At 69.2% G+C, this 16,636-nt stretch carries 13 protein-coding genes; 6 read left to right on the forward strand and 7 right to left on the reverse strand.

What is annotated here, in order from left to right:
* The first annotated feature begins 26 nt into the window (after positions 1-26).
* From BAU06_RS15335 to BAU06_RS15355, 5 genes are read left to right on the forward strand one after another with little or no spacing between them, the layout of a single operon-like run.
* On the forward strand, positions 27-509 hold the full coding sequence (locus BAU06_RS15335; protein WP_066351088.1) for a MarR family winged helix-turn-helix transcriptional regulator: 483 nt from the start codon (positions 27-29) through the stop codon (positions 507-509).
* On the forward strand, positions 506-2,575 hold the full coding sequence (locus tag BAU06_RS15340) for an FUSC family protein (protein WP_066351091.1): 2,070 nt from the start codon (positions 506-508) through the stop codon (positions 2,573-2,575). The genes BAU06_RS15335 and BAU06_RS15340 overlap by 4 nt, the downstream gene beginning before the upstream one ends.
* Positions 2,572-2,790 (forward strand): DUF1656 domain-containing protein, encoded by a 219-nt coding sequence (locus BAU06_RS15345; RefSeq protein ID WP_066351095.1) that lies wholly within the window; start codon positions 2,572-2,574, stop codon positions 2,788-2,790. Before BAU06_RS15340 ends, BAU06_RS15345 begins: the two co-directional genes overlap by 4 nt.
* Complete coding sequence (locus BAU06_RS15350; RefSeq protein ID WP_066351101.1) at positions 2,787-3,746, forward strand: efflux RND transporter periplasmic adaptor subunit; 960 nt, start codon at positions 2,787-2,789, stop codon at positions 3,744-3,746. Before BAU06_RS15345 ends, BAU06_RS15350 begins: the two co-directional genes overlap by 4 nt.
* A gap of 10 nt (positions 3,747-3,756) precedes the next feature.
* Positions 3,757-5,211, forward strand: a complete 1,455-nt coding sequence (locus BAU06_RS15355) for an efflux transporter outer membrane subunit (protein ID WP_066359121.1) — start codon at positions 3,757-3,759, stop codon at positions 5,209-5,211.
* 69 nt (positions 5,212-5,280) lie between these two features.
* On the opposite strand, the gene ypfH is transcribed toward BAU06_RS15355, so the two are convergent.
* The 6 genes from ypfH to BAU06_RS15385 all read right to left on the reverse strand — a co-directional run bounded on the left by ypfH (position 5,281) and on the right by BAU06_RS15385 (position 14,731).
* Entirely contained in the window at positions 5,281-5,982 is a 702-nt protein-coding gene (gene ypfH / locus BAU06_RS15360) for an esterase (RefSeq protein WP_066351104.1), read from the reverse strand.
* 66 nt (positions 5,983-6,048) lie between these two features.
* Complete coding sequence (locus tag BAU06_RS15365; RefSeq protein ID WP_066351108.1) at positions 6,049-7,062, reverse strand: zinc-binding alcohol dehydrogenase family protein; 1,014 nt, start codon at positions 7,060-7,062, stop codon at positions 6,049-6,051.
* Between the two features lie 150 nt (positions 7,063-7,212).
* Positions 7,213-9,828 (reverse strand): hypothetical protein, encoded by a 2,616-nt coding sequence (locus tag BAU06_RS15370; protein ID WP_156770246.1) that lies wholly within the window; start codon positions 9,826-9,828, stop codon positions 7,213-7,215.
* 213 nt (positions 9,829-10,041) lie between these two features.
* Positions 10,042-12,834 carry a hypothetical protein gene (locus BAU06_RS15375; RefSeq protein WP_066351118.1) on the reverse strand — a complete coding sequence of 931 codons (2,793 nt, stop codon included), beginning with the start codon at positions 12,832-12,834 and terminating at the stop codon, positions 10,042-10,044.
* Positions 12,835-12,855: 21 nt separating this feature from the next.
* A complete protein-coding gene (locus BAU06_RS15380; protein ID WP_335617486.1) occupies positions 12,856-13,767 on the reverse strand; it encodes a PhzF family phenazine biosynthesis protein in 912 nt (303 codons plus the stop codon).
* Complete coding sequence (locus tag BAU06_RS15385) at positions 13,760-14,731, reverse strand: Bug family tripartite tricarboxylate transporter substrate binding protein (protein WP_066351123.1); 972 nt, start codon at positions 14,729-14,731, stop codon at positions 13,760-13,762. Before BAU06_RS15385 ends, BAU06_RS15380 begins: the two co-directional genes overlap by 8 nt.
* Positions 14,732-14,921: 190 nt before the next feature.
* On the opposite strand from BAU06_RS15385, the gene BAU06_RS15390 reads away from it, so the two are divergent.
* Complete coding sequence (locus BAU06_RS15390) at positions 14,922-15,695, forward strand: AraC family transcriptional regulator (RefSeq protein WP_066351126.1); 774 nt, start codon at positions 14,922-14,924, stop codon at positions 15,693-15,695.
* A gap of 12 nt (positions 15,696-15,707) precedes the next feature.
* Here the strand turns inward: BAU06_RS15390 and BAU06_RS15395 are convergent, their stop codons facing one another.
* Positions 15,708-16,511 carry an IclR family transcriptional regulator gene (locus BAU06_RS15395; protein ID WP_066351136.1) on the reverse strand — a complete coding sequence of 268 codons (804 nt, stop codon included), beginning with the start codon at positions 16,509-16,511 and terminating at the stop codon, positions 15,708-15,710.
* Between the last annotated feature and the right edge of the window lie 125 nt (positions 16,512-16,636).

Raw genomic sequence — 16,636 nt, forward strand, 5'->3', positions numbered from 1 at the left:
CTAATAATTAGCTTATAATCGTTTCCATGAAAAAGCCCTCCGACGCCCGCCTCGCGGCCCTGACCGGCCACCTGCTGGTCATACACCGCGCCTATCGCGCCGCGGCCGACAAGGCCCTGGCCGACTACGGCCTGTCCCAGGCCACCGCCTGGCCCGTCATCTGGGTCGGCCGCCTGGGCGACGGCGTGCGCCAGGGCGTGCTGGCAGAGGCCATGGGGGTGGAAGGCCCCTCGCTGGTACGCGTGGTCGACCAGCTGGAAACCGCCGGACTGATCGAGCGCCGCGAGGATCCGCTGGACCGCCGCGCCAAGACCCTGCACCTGACCCGGTCGGGCCACGCGCTGCGCGAGCGGGTGGAAGAAATGCTGGTGCGCCTGCGCCGCCAGGTCTTCCAGGGCGTGGACGCCGCCGATGCGGAAGCCTGCATCCGCGTATTCGAAAGCATCAAGGCATCGCTGGCCCACATCCAGCCCATTCCGGTCAGCGCCGGCAAGGAGCGTGGGCAATGAAGCTGCCGACGGCGGAAGAAGCGCTGTTTTCCATCAAGGCCTACATCGGCGCGATGGCGGCGCTTTATCTATCCATGGCGATCGACCTGCCCCGGCCGTTCTGGGCGGTCACCACCGCCTATATCGTGTCGCAGCCCTGGGCCGGCGCGGTGCGTTCCAAGGCGGTGTTCCGGCTGGGCGGTACGTTCTTCGGCTGCGCGGCCGTGGTCTACCTGGTTCCCCGGCTCGCCAATTATCCGGTGCTGATGGTGCTGGCCCTGTCGCTGTGGGTAGGCGTGTGCCTGTACCTGGCGGTGCTCGACCGCACGCCCCGTTCGTATCTCTTCATGCTGGCAGGCTACACCGCCGCCATGATAGGGCTGCCCAGCGTTACCGCGCCCGAGACCGTGTTCGATACGGGCCTGGCGCGGGTGGAGGAAATCACCGCCGGCATCCTGTGCGCCATGCTCGCGCACATCCTTATCCTGCCGCGCGGCATCGGCGGCGCCGTCGTCGGCAAACTGGACCAGGCGCTGCGCGATGCCCGCGTCTGGATACGGGATGCGCTGCGCGGCGATACCGCCTCGCAAAGCGCCAAGGACCGTCGCGCCCTGGCCAACGACATCACGCAGCTGCGCCTGCTTTCCTCCCACGTGCCCTACGACACCGGCAATATCCGCTGGACGTCGGGTTCGGTCATGGCGATGCAGGACCGCATGGCGGCGCTCACCCCGACCATATCGTCGCTGGAAGACCGGCTGCGCGCGCTGCGCGCTTCCGGGCAGCCGCTGCCGGCGGAACTGCCGGGCCTGCTGGACGATATCCTGGCCTGGATAGAAGCCGGTCCGCGCGGCGACCGCATGCAGGCCGCGGCGCTGCGCGAGCGGGCGGCGCGGCTGGCGCCGGACGTGGACGCCGGCGCCAGCTGGCACGATCTGCTGCTGGTCAGCCTGTCCGCGCGCCTGCGCGAACTCATCGGCCACTGCGAGCGCGGCTTCGCCCTGCGGCGCGACATCCAGGCCGGCCTGTCCGGCGCCCGGGCCCGCATGTCGCGCGATGCGGCGACTTCCAACCGTGCCCTGCACCACGATCATGGCATCGCGCTGCTGTCTTCGGTATCGGCCGCGGTGGCCATCGGCGCCGTGTGCGCTTTCTGGATCGGCACGGCCTGGACCAACGGCGCCACGGCCGCGATGATGGCGGCCATCTTCAGCTGCTTCTTCGCCACCCAGGACGATCCCGTGCCCGGCATCCGGCAGTTCCTGGTCTACACCGTCGTGTCGATCCCGATCTCGGCCATTTATCTGCTGGCCGTGCTGCCGGCGGTCCATTCCTTCGAGATGGTGGCGCTGGCGATGTTCCCCGTGTGCTTCGTCTGCGGCGTCTATATCGCGCGGCCGGCGCATATGGGCAAGGCCATGGCGGTGTTCTTCGGCATATCGGGCACCCTGGCCCTGCACGACACGAATACGGCGGACATCGTGTCCTTCGCGGACACGATGATCGCGCAGATCATCGGCGTGGGCAGCGCCGCCGTGGTTGCCGCCCTGCTGCGCCGGATCAGCGCCGAGTACAGCGCGCGGCGTATCCAGGCCGCCAACTGGCGCGAGCTCGCCTTCATGGCCTCCGCCGACCGGCCGCCCGCGGGCAATAGCTACACCGTGCGCATGCTGGACCGCATCGGGCTGCTCCATACCCGGCTGGCCGTGCGCGGCCGCGACGAGGCGCCCGTGGAAGAAGACACCCTGCTGGACCTGCGCATCGGCAACGAGATCGCGGAATTGCAGCGGGCCCGGCGGGAACTGCCCGTGGCCGATGCCGCGATCCGTCCCGTGCTGACCTGCCTGGGCGACTGGTTCCGCGCGCGCATCCGCGGAAACGGCGCGATCCCGGAGGTCTTCCTGCCACGCCTGGACCAGGCGCTGTCGCGCGTCAATGCCGCGCCGGCCGGCACCGCGCGCGAGCGCGCCATCGTGGCCCTGGTGGGCCTGCGGCGCGGGCTGTTCCCCCAGGCATCCGACTACGCCCCCGTGCTGGCGGGCGCGACGCCGGCCTCGGCGCCGCAAGACCCGGGAGGCCGCGCATGACGGGCGAAGTCAGTTTCTACGGCATCTACCTGCCCTGGCTGCTGGTCCTGGCCGTGCTTACGCTGGGCGTGTCCTGGTTCGTCCGCCGCCTGCTGGCGCTGACCGGCATCTACCGCCTGGTATGGCATCCCGCCTTGTTCGACCTGGCGCTCTATGTCGTGCTGTTGTACGGCGTGGTCTGGATTTCACCGCACATTTTCTCGAGAGTCTCATGAAGGTCCCTACCCTGCCCGGTCCCGTTGCATGGGCCCGGTTCATCGTTACCGCGCTGCTCGTGGTCGCCGCCATCATCGCCGGCCGGCATCTATGGGCGCACTACGAGCTGGAGCCCTGGACCCGGGACGGCCGCGTCAAGGCCTATGTGGTCCAGGTCGCGCCGGACGTATCCGGCCTGGTCACGGCGGTGCCCGTGCACGACAACCAGGACGTGAAGGCCGGCGATGTGCTGTTCGAGATCGATCGCGCCCGCTTCCAGCTGGCCTATGACCAGGCCAAGGCCGCCGTCGGTTCGCAGACGGTGGCGCTGCAACAGGCCAGCCGCGACGCGCGGCGCAATCGCGAACTGGGACAGCTTGTGTCGGCGGAAATCCGCGAGCAAAGCCAGACGCGCGTGGAACAGGCCGAGGCGGCCCTGGCGCAGGCCAAGGTATCGCTGGACATTGCCAGCCTGAACCTGGCGCGCAGCCGCGTGGTCGCGGCCACGGATGGCCGCGTCACCAACCTGGACCTGCGCGTGGGCGCCTATGCGTCCGCGGGGCGCCCCGTCATGGCGGTGGTGGATTCCGGCAGCTTCTATGTGGAAGGCTATTTCGAGGAGACCAAGCTGCCGCGCATCCATGAGGGCGACGGCGTCACGATCGCGCTGATGGGCGAACCGCGCGTCCTGCGCGGCCATGTGGAAAGCATCGCCCTGGGCATCGCCGACCGCGACCGCACCGCGTCGGCGAATATGCTGCCCAACGTCAATCCCAACTTCAACTGGGTAAGGCTGGCGCAACGCATCCCGGTACGCGTGCACATCGACGAGGTGCCCGACGGCGTGCGTCTGGTGGCGGGGCAGACGGCTACGGTGTCGGTAATCGGCGACGCGGCGGCGGGCAGGCCGGCCTTGGCCGAGCGGGCACCGGCCCCGGCGGCCGCGAGTACCCGGAAAGCGGGCCAGGCGTTCTGAAGGCGGCATGATGTCGAAGAACCGTTACGCCCCGCGCACGCTGCGCACCGCCCTGGCCGCCGCGGCGATCGCATTGCTGGCCGCCTGCACCACCGTGGGACCGGATTACCATGTGCCGGCGCAAGCCGTGGTCAATCGGCCCGAGGCTTCCGCGCCATTCGCGGGCGTGCAGGACGGCAAGACCTTCCTGGCCCAGGCCGTACCGGGCGACTGGTGGCGTTTGTACGACGATGCGGCGCTGAATGCCCTGGTGGCCAAGGCCCTGGACGCCAATACCGATCTGCGCGTGGCCGCCGCCAACCTGGAACGCGCCGACGCCGTCCTGCGGGAGGCACGCGCGCAGACCCGGCCAGGCGTCACCGTGAATGCGTCGCCCACCTACGGCCATGTCTCCGGCGTGCAGGAACTGGCGCCGGATTACCGCCCGCCCAATGCCTGGTCGTACAGCGGCAGTGCCGGCATTTCGTATCAGGTCGACCTGGTCGGCCAGATCCGCCGCGCCATCGAGGCCGCGGGCGCCGACCGCGACGCCGCGCAGGCCGCCTACGATGCCACGCGCGCCGCCGTCGCCGCGCAGACCACGCGCGCCTACACCACCGCGTGCGCGGCCGGCATGCAGCTGGCGTCCGCCCAGCATTCCGTCGATGTGCAGAACGAGTCCCTGCGGGCCACCGAGCGGCTGCAGCGCCTGGGCCGCGGCACCACGCTGGATGTCACCCGCGCGCGCAGCCAGCTCGAACAGCTGCGCGCCAATCTGCCGCCGCTGCAGGCGCAGCGGCGCACGGCGCTGTTCCAACTGGCGACCCTGACGGGCGACACCCCGGCGCAGTTTCCGCCGCAACTGGCGAACTGCGCCGCCCTGCCGGCCCTGCGCCAGCCCATCCCCGTGGGCGACGGCGCATCGCTGCTGCGCCGCCGCGCCGATATCCGCCAGGCCGAGCGCAGCCTGGCGGCCGCCAATGCGCGCATCGGCGTGGCGACGGCGGACCTGTATCCCAAGATCACGCTGGGCCTGTCGGCGGGATCGGCCGGCCCGGCGCAATACTTCGGCGATGCCGGCACCTTCTCCTGGAGCATCGGCCCCTTGATTTCCTGGACGCTGCCGAACACCGGCGCGGTGCAGGCGCGCATTGCCGAAGCCGAGGCCGGCACCCGCGCCGCGTACGCCCGCTTCGACGCCACCGTGCTGAACGCGCTGCGCGAAACCGAAAGCGCCCTGGAAAACTATGCCCGCGAACTGGATCGCGATGCCGCCCTGCGGGCGGCGCGCGACCAGAGCGCCGAAGCCGCCAGCCAGGCCACCACGCTGTACCGGTATGGCAAGACCGACTACCTGACCGTGCTGGACGCCCAGCGCACGCTGGCCAGCAACGAAAGCGCGCTGGCCGCTTCCCAGGCGCAGCTGGCCAATGACCAGATCACGCTGTTCCTGGCGCTGGGCGGCGGCTGGCAGACGGGCCGCTGATCGGGCTGCCATCGCAAGGCGGCCCTGTCCGCCGCGGGCGCCGCGCCCCTTGCGCGGCGCGCGGCCGGATCAATGCAGCACCGTGCCGGGTGGCGCGGACTGGTTCAGCCCCAGGGCGGCCTCCCAGCTGCGCAGCGGCACGCAGGTCTGCAGCCGTACCACGGCGCGCTCTATCAGGGCGGGATGCAGTTCATGGCCGACGTGGGTCGCGATGTCGATGGTGGAGTCCCCATGCAGCGCGTCCAGGCGGGCCTGGGCCTGCCGCGCATGATCGGCCGGGATGACGCTGTCGTCGGCGCCATGCAGCAGGTGGATGGTGGTGTACTGCGGCGGGCTGTGCGGCATGGATGCATAGCGGCCGGAAAAGGCCAGCACGCGCCCCGCCAGCCCGTCGTGGGCGGCGGTGGCTTCCAGCGCCATGATGGCGCCCTGCGAGAATCCCGCCAGCGCGGTATCGCTTTGCAGCAGATGGAAGCGGCGCTGCGTGGCGCGTATGTATTCCACCAGGGCCGGCAGCGCCCGCGCCACGCGGGCCGGGCGGTTGTCTTCGTCGATGCCCCGGCTGGAGAACCACTGGCGGCCATCGCCCACGCCGTCATAGGGCTCGAAGCCCGCGGGAACCACGATGGCCGATTGCGGAAAGGCGCGGCGCACGGCCGCCGCCAGCTCGCGCATGTCGGCGGGCGTGCCGCCCACCCCATGCAGCAGAATGAACAGCTGCCGCACCGCCTCTTCCACGGGCACGTACTCGATATCGCTGGAAAAACTCATAGGCTGCTCCGGTTCGGCAGCGGCGGCCGGGCCGCCCATGAGCGTCATTCTAGGCCGGTTCGGCCATCAGGCGCCAAAGCCTTCCAGCACGATCTTGCCGCGCGCCTTGCCGCTTTCCTGCAACGCATGGGCACGGCGCAGATTGGCCGCGTCGATGCGGCCGAAATGCTCGCCCAGCGTCGAGCGCAGCAGTCCCTGGTCCACCAGGCGGGCCACGCGGTCCAGGTACTCGTGCTGGCGGATCATGTCCTCGGTCTGGTAGTAGGAGCGCGTGAACATCAGCTCCCAGTGCAGCGACAGCGACTTCCACTTCAATGGCATGGCGTCCAGCGTGGCCGGGTCGTCGATGACCGCCAGCCGCCCTTGCGGGGCCAGGGCTTCTACCAGCTGCGCGTAATGCGACTCCGTGTGGGTCAGGCTGGCGACATGGGTAACGGATGGCACGCCCACGCGCTTGAGCTCATCCACCAGGCCGCGATGGTGATCGATGACATGGTGCGCGCCCAGTTGCCGTACCCAATCCTGGGTTTCCGGCCGGGAAGCGGTGGCGATGACCGTCATGCGGGTCAGCCGGCTGGCGATCTGCGTCAGGATGGAGCCCACGCCGCCCGCCCCGCCCACGATGAGCAGCGACTGGCCCTCGCCGCCGCCTTCCGGGACGCCCAGGCGGTCGAACAACAGCTCCCAGGCCGTCAGCGACGTCAGCGGCATGGCCGCCGCATTGGCGAAGTCCAGCGTGGCGGGCTTGTGGCCGGCGATGCGCTCGTCGACCAGCGCATACTCCGCATTGCAGCCGGGACGCAGGAAGGAACCGGCGTAGAAGACTTCGTCGCCCGGCTGGAACAGCGTCACCTCCGGCCCCACGGCGGTGACCACGCCCGCCGCGTCCCAGCCCAATATGCGCGGGCCCTCGGGCGCGATGCCGCGCCGCACCTTGGTATCCACGGGATTGACGGCGATGGCATGGATGCGGACCAGCAGGTCGCGCGGCCCCGGCGCCGGCACGGGAAGATCGGCGTCGTACAGGGCGCGGGGATCTTCGGGCTCCAGCCCGGCCTGGTCGTAGACGATGGCTTTCATGATTACCTCTGCATGGGATCGAGGCGGCGATTATCTCCGCGGCGCGCGGGCCGAAAAACCGCCGGCCGGCGACAACACTTGCTCTGGACCGAGCATAATCAGGCGTGCCGGCTTCGTCGAGCTGTCCGCGCGATCCAGTCCGGAGCGGCTCTATGCCCCGAACCGCGCGAACAGGCGTTCGACCCAGTCCAGCAGGGAAACGCGCCTGGTGCGGTTCGTATCATGTGCAGGTTCGTTCACACCGAGCAAGCCGGCGCGGATGGCGTGCGCGTCGGGGGGCAAGGCCGGCAGCACGAAGGGCAGGATACGCGGATCCCCGACCATGTCACGGTAGGCGGCATAGCCGGGCAGACGCGCGTCGAACAGGCGTTTGAGCAGGCCAGCCTGAAACGACGACCAGCGCCGGGCCGTCCCGGGCCGCGCCGCCACGAGTTGCGGCAGGACATCGGCGACATACGGCTGCATGGCCGGCAGCACCAGGATGGCGTGATAGGCCGCGATGGCGTCGCTGTCGCCCGCGGTCACCGCCGAGACCAAAGCATAGCGTCCGATCATGTGCTTGCCGGGCCTGGCGAAGTCGGCCGCATCAAGGACACCCCAGGTAGGCATCAGCAACTGCGGCAACCAGGGCTGCATCGAGGGCAATGTCGCCAGTTCGCCGAGCAATGCGCCATAGGCCGCGATGCCGGGGGCGGTGGCCGTGCCGACGAGCATGCTCCACATGGGATAGGCCCCGCGTGGATCCTGTCCCACCAGGATGCGTGGCAGCTCCGCCTGGATGCATTGCATGACCGCCGGCTCGAACATCATGCGCTGCACGGCCTGGATGACCATCGCGCGCCGCCGCACCAGCAAGGGCAGGAAGCCGGCGCCCCCGTCGCCGGCGAACATTGCCGGCAGGTAGCGCGCGAACTCCTCATTGATGGGGGAAGGGCTGGACAGTAGCTGCCGCAGCAGCCCCTGCATGGCAGCGGCGGTGTCGGGACTGCCGTGGCGCACCACTTCGTAGAGCATGCCTGCGCCGTCGCGCGTCCGAAACGCACGGGCCACGGCGCCCGGCGGCGTGCGCCCGGCGGTGCCCGCGCACCAATCGCCCAGGTACTGGGCCAAAGCCTCGATGGCGCGATAATGATCGCTGCGGATCCATCGCTCCAGGCGCGTCATGTCTTCCGTCGCATCCCTTTCGGCCAGGAAGGCCCACGGGTCCGGATACCACGACGTCGCCAGCGATCGCGCCGCCGGGCCGAGATGGATGACCCGGTCGATGAAGTGCGTGCGGTGGTCGGCCGGCACCTGTGTCAGCAGAACCGGCATCTGGTCTTCGACGTACCGCGTGGCCTGCTCCCACGTCATCCGCCGCACTAGCCACAAGTGCGAGTACCATGCCCGCCCCAGTCTGTAACCCACATCGCCGATGTCCAGGATATCCATCACGAACGCGGCGCGGTCCCGGATCGGAAAATCACGCAGCAGCCAGTCCATGTTGTCCTCCAGGTAACGGACGGCCTGCTGGCCCTCCAGGCGAGCCAGCACCTCCAGCAAGCGGTCCCGGGAACCCAGCCAGGCGGCCGGCACGCTGGCAAGTTCCGTCGCATCGCTACTGCGCAGGAACCGCGCCAGTGTGGCCGGATGCGGCTGCAGCGCGTTCCCCCTGCGCGCCTGGAACAAGGCGCGCAGGTCTTCGACACGGATGACCTCTACGTCCTCATGGGCCTCCCAGGAGACCTCGCCAGCCTGCATGGCCTGACGCAACCGCCACGCCACGCAGGACCCATAGGAGTACAACCGGATGAGCTCCCCGTCGCTTTCCCGTGCTTCACCGACTTGCACGGGCGCATCGGCGAGCAGGCGGTCGGCATGCATGGCTTTGAGCAAGGCCAGCGCGATCAGGGAAGGATCGTCCAGTACGTGATAGCGCAGCCCCGCTTCGTCGCTGCCGATGAAGGCCGACAGGCCGAGCTCGGAAGTCGTCAGGCCAAGGTCGCGCAGGATGTCGCCATGGACGATGTTCCACCATTCCGCCTCGCCCTCCAGCATCGGCGACGCGGCGTCAAACAGCGTACGGCTACGGAATTCGGACAGGCAGTCCACGGCGATGCGCGTGGCGATGCGGTCCGGCGTCAGAGCGGCCAGCACCCGGTCCTCGCACAAAGCCAGGAAATCGCGGTCCAGGACGGCGGCCGACATCGGCTCGGGCACGGCCGCGAGGCCCAGCGCATAGGCCATGTGATTCCACAAGGCGTTGACGAAATGGATCTCCGTACCGATATGTACAGCCAAGTCGAGCCGATCGGTCACTGCTTCCAGGAGCACCGCCCGCACGATGTCCTCTTTTGCCCGCCACACCCGGGCCCGCAGGCCGCCACAGGACAGGGATAAGTCGCGATCCGCGTCGATCAGGTTGCGCACCGCGCCGGACGCGCATACCGAGAGCCCGGTGGCCAGGTTGCGGATCGCCGTGCTTTGTTTTTCCGGCGGCAGGCTCCCGCCACGCAGCGCGTCGCAGAAGTTGTCCAGGGCGCGCTTTCCGGCACTGTCAATGTATTCCGCGTGGGTATCGTAAAAGGCTTCCTCGAAGCGGCGCCGATACAGCAGGCGAAAAGCGCCTTCCACGCTCGCGGCATCGGCCATCCCCAACTGCCGCGCGCGATCGGCGACGAAGCCGATGTTGGCGAGCATCTCGTCGCGATAGCGTGCGAATGCGGGACCGCGGCAGAATTCCGCATGCGCGCCGTCATGCTGCGGGCGATAGCTCGTTCCAGGCACGGCCCTGGCGCCCGGCGCGGACGGGACAGAGGGCGGATCTGGCCGGTATGGCTGGAAAAAGCCGGGCAGGAAGCCGGCGGCCGGGGACATCGCGGAGGCGGCGGAAATGGAAGGCGACATGGGGCACCAGGGGACGAAACACCGCTGAGTAACTGTCCCGGCCGCCGGTTCCGCCGGACCGCTTTCGCCCCGCCGCTTCCGCCCGTTCCCCGCCTAGACGCCGGCGCGCCGGAAAAGCCGATCCATCCGTTTTCGCAGCCCGGTCACGAACCCAGGGCCAGCCTCGTTGGCGGCGTATTCCGTCCCCGCCAGGCTGGCCTGGATCGCGCTGCATCCCGGCGGCAGGGCTTGCAGGATGTGGGGCAGGATAGCCGGATCCCGCGCCATGTCGACATAGGCGGCATGGCCAGGTCGCGTAGCGTCGAAGAGCCGGTCCAGCAACTTGCGTTGAAACCGTGGCCAGGGCTTCGACGCACGCCTGGCGTCGGGCGATGGCGCGCCCAGCACCAGTTCAGGCAGCGCATGCGCGATATGCGGCAGGATCGCGGGATGGACCAGGACGTCGCGATAGGCCGCGATGACGTCGGCGCCGTCGACATTGGCCAAGGAATAACTGTCCCGGCCATCGCGGGAGCCGAACAAGTCCTTGACCGAGGTTGGCGGGGATGGCCATTTCCCCAGGAGCAGGCCCACCAGCCACGGCCCGGCCCGGAAAGCCGCCACCATGTCGGCCAGCAGGTCGCCGTATGCCCGGACCACGGCGGCGTCTCCAGCCGCCAGGACCTGGGATGCCGGATACCCGCGATAAGGCGCATCCCCCGACAGGATGAACGGCAGGTCTTCGACGATGTGCGGCAAGAGCGCGGGATCGACCAGCATGGCACGGAAGGCCTCTTTCGTGGGCGCGTCTGCCGCCGCGAGCAGCCGCGCCAGCCGAAAGGGAAACCACGGGGCCAGGCGGCCGGCAAGCCGCCCGTCGACCCCGGGGGCGCCGGCACACAACCGGCGCAGGACGCGGTGCGCCGCATGGACGGTATCCGGGTTCTTGGACAGCGCCAGCCGGCCCTCCCGGTCCGTGCACCAGGCATCGTAGCGGCGTTCCGGCGGATCGACCGGGACAGCGCGAGCCCTGCCCTCGCCCAACGCCGGCCAGTCCGCCATCAGGAGCGCATGGACGGAATCCAGTGCATCGATATTGTCGGTGCGTATCCAGTATTCCCACCGGGTGATACGCCGCCCGTCTCTTTTTTCGGTCAGGAGCGTCCAGGCATCCGCGTACCACGCACGCGCCAGCACATGCGCCGCTTCCCCCAGATGCATGACCTTGTCCATCCAATCGCCGCGCAGCTCCGCGGAAACATTCGCCAGCAGCGACGGCGCATGGTCCCGCAGATAGCGGGCCGCCGCCGCGGCGGGAAGATGCGTGACCAGCGTGAGCTCCGAATACCATTCCCGCGCAAGCACCCAGGCCGGCTCTCCCAGGTGCATGACGCCGCGGATCAGGGCTTCGCGCTCCGCCACCGGGAAGTCCGACAACAGGTAGGGCAGATTACGCCCCAGGTACCGGGCGGCCTGCTCGGCGTCCAGCCGGCCCAGCGCGTCAAGAATGTCCTGGGCCGATCCCAGCCAGCGCGCCTGTATCGCCATGACGGCCGGGGGATCGTCGCCGCGCAGCGCCTGTCGTATCGCCGGGCGCGGCGGCGCCGCGGCGTCCGGTCCCTCCGCCCAGGGCCACGCGTGCAGGACCGAGGCATCCAGGGCTTCCGCGTCGCGATGGTCCTGCCACGAGGCCACATCGCCAGCGGACAACGCACGGTGCAAACACCAGGAAATCCGGTCTCCGTAGAGAAAAACCTCTACCCGCCAGCGGTCCCGTTCGACAAGCTCGAACAGACGGGCCGGCGCGCCGGCCAACAAGCCGTGCGTGTCCATGATGCGGAGCAATTCCACCGCGATCAGCGAGGCATCGTCGCGCACCCGGTAGCCATCGCCCTCGTCGGCGAGCTCGATGAAAACGTGCAGGTCCAGCTGGTCCGTGGACAGGCCCGTATGCCGCCGTATGTCGTCCAGGACTTCGTGGAAGAAGGCCAATCGCCCTTCGTCCAACCGTCCCGAAATGGCCTGGGGATCGGCCAGGGCCCGGTCGCGGAACATGGCCAGGCATTCGTCGGCGATGGGGGCGACGATCCTGTCCGGCGTAAGCGCTTCCAGCACCTTCTGGCGGCACGAAACCAGCAGCTCGGGATCGGCGTTTTCCGCCGGATGGTGCGGTATACGGCATAAGCCGAACTCGTCGGCAATGCCGTTCCATAGGTTGTAGACGCGATGCAGCTCCCACGCGATAGCGTGCTTGCCATTGCCGTACCGGGCGTACACGGCCTCCAGCAGCACATTGCGTACGAGATCGTCCTTGGCCAGCCATAGCCTGTCGAGCAGGCTGCCGGTGGAAAGCGACAGGTTTCGGTCCGCCGCGATCAGGTTGGCCGTCGTGCCGGAAGCACAGACGACCAGGCCCAGCGACAGGTCGCGGATGGCCGCCGCTTTCTGCGGCGCACGCAAACGCGGGTTGCCCAGCATGGCGCAGAAGTTGTCCAGGGACCGCTTGCCCGCGCTGTCTATGAGCGGCAAGTCCTCATAGTCGAAGTAGCATTTTTCGAAGCGGCGGGAATAGAAGGTCAGGAAGCGTTGCTCGATATCCGCCGCGTCGGGCATTTCGAGCTCGGCGCACAGGGCTGCGATGCAGGCCACGTTTTCGCGCACTTCGTCGCGATAGCGCGTGAAGCGGCTGCCTTCGCAGAAGCGGGCATGCGAGCCGTCACGATCGGCGTGGTAGCGGGTCCTGGGGCCGCGCGGGTGCGCCGGCGCGGCGGCTTCCTGGACGGGCGCCGGCGTGCGGCGCTTGAAGAACGCCGGCTGGAACCCGCTCGGGCCCGGGCCGGCGGACGGGGAAATGGGCATGGAAACCACCTCTCGCGGATAGCGCACGGCGCTGAGTAACCGCGACATACGCGAGTTCCGTTCCCCGGCTCAGGCTTGCCAGCGCACCTCCCCGCTCAGCCAGCAGCCGGGCATGCCGTCGCGCGGGCGCAGCGAGATCGCGGAAGGCGCGCCCATGGCGACACCCTGGCGCACGGTATAGATGCCGCCGCCGGGGATCTGTCCTTGCGCGTGCAGATATCCCCACAGGGCGGCCGCGGCGATGCCGGTGGCGGCGTCTTCCGGATAGCCCGAGGACTTCGGAAACTGCCGCGCGCAAGCCCCTTCGGCCGACAGCGCGTAGGGATAGATGCCCGTGGAATCGATGTCCTCGCACAGCGCGCGTATGGCGCCGTAATCGGGCCGCAATGCATCCAGGGCATGGCTGTCGGGCAGGCGGACGAGCGTCTTGACCCGGCTCGTGCAGGCGTTGACCGCATGCAGGCCCGGCGTGCCCGGGTCCACGCGCAGCACGCGATAGATGGCCTCGCATCGATCATGCGCCAGGGGCACGATCGCGGCCGCCGGTTGGGATACCCAGGCCCATCCGCGACCCGCGTCCCATTCGGCGTCGACGCTGCCGCTCAGGGTCTGGATCCGTGCATGGCCGCCGGTCCAGTATCCCCACTGGCGCAAGGCCCAGAGCGCGCCCACCGTCGCGTGGCCGCACATTTCCATTTCATGCGCGGGAACGAAGAATCGGAAACGCCAGTCGTGCCCCGCCTCGCCTTCGGCCGCGAGCACGAACACCGATTCATGGCCATGGCGCGCGGCCAGCGCCTGCATGTCGGCCGCCGTCATGCCGCTTGCGTCCAGCACCAGTGGAACGGGATTGCCGCCCCGGTCCGGCATCGCCGGGTCGACGAAGACACGCAGCAGCGCGGCCTCGCGGGGGCGCGGCGGCCGCAGCGCACGCATGGAGACGGGTTGGCCGTCGGTCGGGATGGGATGGCGGTCAGTCAAACCGGACTCCGGTGGATACGATCAGCTTGCCCCAGAAGGCGGTGTCATGGACGACGGTTTCGGATAAGGCCCGCGGCGTATCCGGCCGCACGTCCACGCCCTTGGCGGCGAGATCCGCGGCCACGCCGGCATCCCGCAGGGCCGCGTTCAGCGCGGCATTCATGCGCGTGACGACATCCGCCGGCGTGCCCTTCGGAAACGCCAGGCCGTACCAAAGCGTCTGGGTATAGGCGGGCATGCCCAGGCTGGCGAAGGTCGGCACATCGGGAAGTATCGGCGTCTTGCCCGTGGTCGCCACGGCGGTCACCTTGCCGGCGCGCACGAAGGGCGCCAGCCCCACGGGGTTGTCGAACATGATATCCACCTGTCCACCGATGAGATCGGTATAGGCGGGCGCCGCGCCGCGGTAAGGCACGTGGGTCAGGTTCAAGCCCGCGTCCTTGCGGAACATCTCTCCCAGCAAATGGGAGACGGTCCCCGCGCCGACCGATGCGTACGATCCGCTTCCGCGCGCCGCCAAGGCCTGCTTCAGCGCCGCCAGGTCCTGCGCGGGCAGCGCGGGCCGGGCCACGAGCACATAGGGCGAGGTCCCGATGAACCCAACATACTCGAAATCCCGCGCCGGATCGAAGGGCAGGTTTTTGTACAGATGCGCGCTGAGCGCGGTGGTGCTGGTCGTGACGGCCAGCGCGGTATAGCCGTCCGGTCTGGCGCGGGCTGCCTGGCCGGAGCCCACGGTTCCGCCGGCGCCACCCGCGTTCTGGATGACGACGGTCTGGTGCAGCCGGCTGCCCAGCGCCGGCTGCAACGCCCGCACCACCAGGTCGGTCCCCCCGCCTGGCGGAAAGGGGACGATGATGGTGATCGGCTTTTCCGGCCAGCTCGGCTGCGCCGATGCGGCGATGGGCAGGATGGCCAGGATCGAGGCGCGAACGAAGGAGATCAGCGGCGCGGGGCGGAACATGGGGATGCCTCCATAAGAATGCGGACATCCTAGGAACACGCCGCATCGCGCGCCAACCGGCACGCGACAGGCGGCGATCCGAAACGCGACAGGGCCCCCGCGGCCGCCCATCCCCCGCCTATACTGGAAGCCCATTCCCGATACCGCTGGCCGGTATGGGCCAGCGGCACGACTCACTTCGGCAATGCTCATGGATTGCTCCGCCCCGCTCTCGTCCAAGCTGGGCCTGACCGCCCAGGACGGCTTCGCGCTCGCCGCCAGCCGGCAGGCCCGATACGCGCACCATCGCCATGTGCACGATTGCGCGATGCTGCTCTGGCCGCGCACCGGCGCGCTGGCCAGCATCTGGGGCGATGGCGAGCGGTGCCGGCACGGACGGCTGGTCCGGGGCCAGGCGCTGCTGGTGCCGGCGCACGTGGAGCACAGCTCGTGCTCGGACAGTGCCGTGCAGCAGCACGGCGAACTCTATTTCGCCCCGGAGCTATTGCGGGATTGCGCCGCCCACGGCCTGCTCGTGCTGGACGGCGCGGCGCAGGCCATGCTGGAGGCCCTGTGGAAGCCGGCGATGTCCCGCCGCGCGCTGCCACGGCTGGTGGACGCCCTCGTCGCGCAACTAGCGACCGCGCGCCAGGCATGTCCCGGCATCGAAGCCCCGGCCAAACTGGCGCGGCAATGGCTGGAAGGCGTACGCGCGCGGCTGGCCGACGGCCGGCCGGCACCGGCCATCGCGGAATCCGCCGGCTGGCTCGGCGTCTCGACCCGCACGCTGCAGCGCGCCTGCCTGGATACATACGGGCGCACGCCCGTCGCCTTGCGCCGCATGCTGGTGGCGTACGCGGCACGCGCCCGCATCGCCCAGGGGGAATCGGTGGCATGGGTCAGTACGGAACTGGGCTTTGCCAACAGCGGCCATCTTGGCCGCCTGCTGAGGGCAGTCCCGGCTTCCGAAATACCGCCTCTTTGATGCGGACCGCGCCTAGGCGCGGCGGTATCCCAGCTGCGCCGACAGCGCGCCCGCGGCCTCCTGCAAGGCGCCGACGATGCGCCGCGCATCCGACTGCTCCCAGCGAAACGTCGGGATCAGGAAACCCAGGCTGCCCACCACCTGCCCTTCCGCGTCGAAGAAAGGCGCGCCCACGCCGACCGTGTTGGGCGTGCGATGCGAGTACGTGACCGCGTGGCCGTCCTGGCGGATGCGCGCGAGCGCGGCATCGATCTCCGCCGGGTCCGGCGTCAAGCCCTGTACCGGCGAGGGCCCGGCGGCCGCAATGGCCGTCGCGATTTCGGCCGGGCTCAGGTAAGCCAGTATCGCGCGCGCCGTCGCGCCCCAGACCAGGGGCTCCAGGACGTTCAGGCCGATGTTGTAGCGCATGGGATCGTCCGGCGACCCGCTGGCGGCATGGAACATCTTCAGTTGGCGGCGCTCCAGCAAGGTCAATAGCGAAGTCTCGTGGAAGCGTTCCGACAAGGCCGACAGATAGGGCTCGGCCAGCCGGCGATACGGCATGTGGCCGCCCAGCTTGGCGGCCATGCGGTAGATCTCCAGCCCCGGGCCGAAGGTGCCGCCGGGCTCGTGGCCGGCGTAGTCGTTGTCGCGCAGCGTTGCGAGCAGCCGGTGCACCGTGCTGCGCGGCAGGTTCAGCCGCTGGGCCAGGGCCTGCGCCGACTCGCCCGGATGATCCACCAGGCACTGCAGCAACAGCAGGATGCGCTTGACGGTGCTGGTTTCCTTTGCTTCGCCCTGCACCGCCCCGCCGCCCGCGGTTTTTCCTTGTTTCATCGCGCTCCCGATCCGCCTGTTTCGATCCGCCCGGATTGTAAAAGCCGGCCGCCCGGGGAATTCCGGCGTTGACAGAACCGGCTCGCCCGGCTCAGAATTATCACCAACCGGACATATGTCTCATT

Origin of the sequence: Bordetella bronchialis (assembly GCF_001676705.1) — a bacterium.
Taxonomy (GTDB): domain Bacteria; phylum Pseudomonadota; class Gammaproteobacteria; order Burkholderiales; family Burkholderiaceae_B; genus Bordetella_C; species Bordetella_C bronchialis.

Excerpts from the sequence above, each read along its gene's own strand:
- BAU06_RS15375 (WP_066351118.1), bottom strand. The coding sequence starts at position 12,834 with ATGTCGCGGTTACTCAGCGCCGTGCGCTATCCGCGAGAGGTGGTTTCC.
- BAU06_RS15365 (WP_066351108.1), bottom strand. The coding sequence starts at position 7,062 with ATGAAAGCCATCGTCTACGACCAGGCCGGGCTGGAGCCCGAAGATCCC.
- BAU06_RS15335 (WP_066351088.1), top strand. The coding sequence starts at position 27 with ATGAAAAAGCCCTCCGACGCCCGCCTCGCGGCCCTGACCGGCCACCTG.
- BAU06_RS15390 (WP_066351126.1), top strand. The coding sequence starts at position 14,922 with ATGGATTGCTCCGCCCCGCTCTCGTCCAAGCTGGGCCTGACCGCCCAG.
- BAU06_RS15395 (WP_066351136.1), bottom strand. The coding sequence starts at position 16,511 with ATGAAACAAGGAAAAACCGCGGGCGGCGGGGCGGTGCAGGGCGAAGCA.
- ypfH (WP_066351104.1), bottom strand. The coding sequence starts at position 5,982 with ATGAGTTTTTCCAGCGATATCGAGTACGTGCCCGTGGAAGAGGCGGTG.
- BAU06_RS15340 (WP_066351091.1), top strand. The coding sequence starts at position 506 with ATGAAGCTGCCGACGGCGGAAGAAGCGCTGTTTTCCATCAAGGCCTAC.
- BAU06_RS15350 (WP_066351101.1), top strand. The coding sequence starts at position 2,787 with ATGAAGGTCCCTACCCTGCCCGGTCCCGTTGCATGGGCCCGGTTCATC.
- BAU06_RS15345 (WP_066351095.1), top strand. The coding sequence starts at position 2,572 with ATGACGGGCGAAGTCAGTTTCTACGGCATCTACCTGCCCTGGCTGCTG.
- BAU06_RS15385 (WP_066351123.1), bottom strand. The coding sequence starts at position 14,731 with ATGTTCCGCCCCGCGCCGCTGATCTCCTTCGTTCGCGCCTCGATCCTG.
- BAU06_RS15355 (WP_066359121.1), top strand. The coding sequence starts at position 3,757 with ATGTCGAAGAACCGTTACGCCCCGCGCACGCTGCGCACCGCCCTGGCC.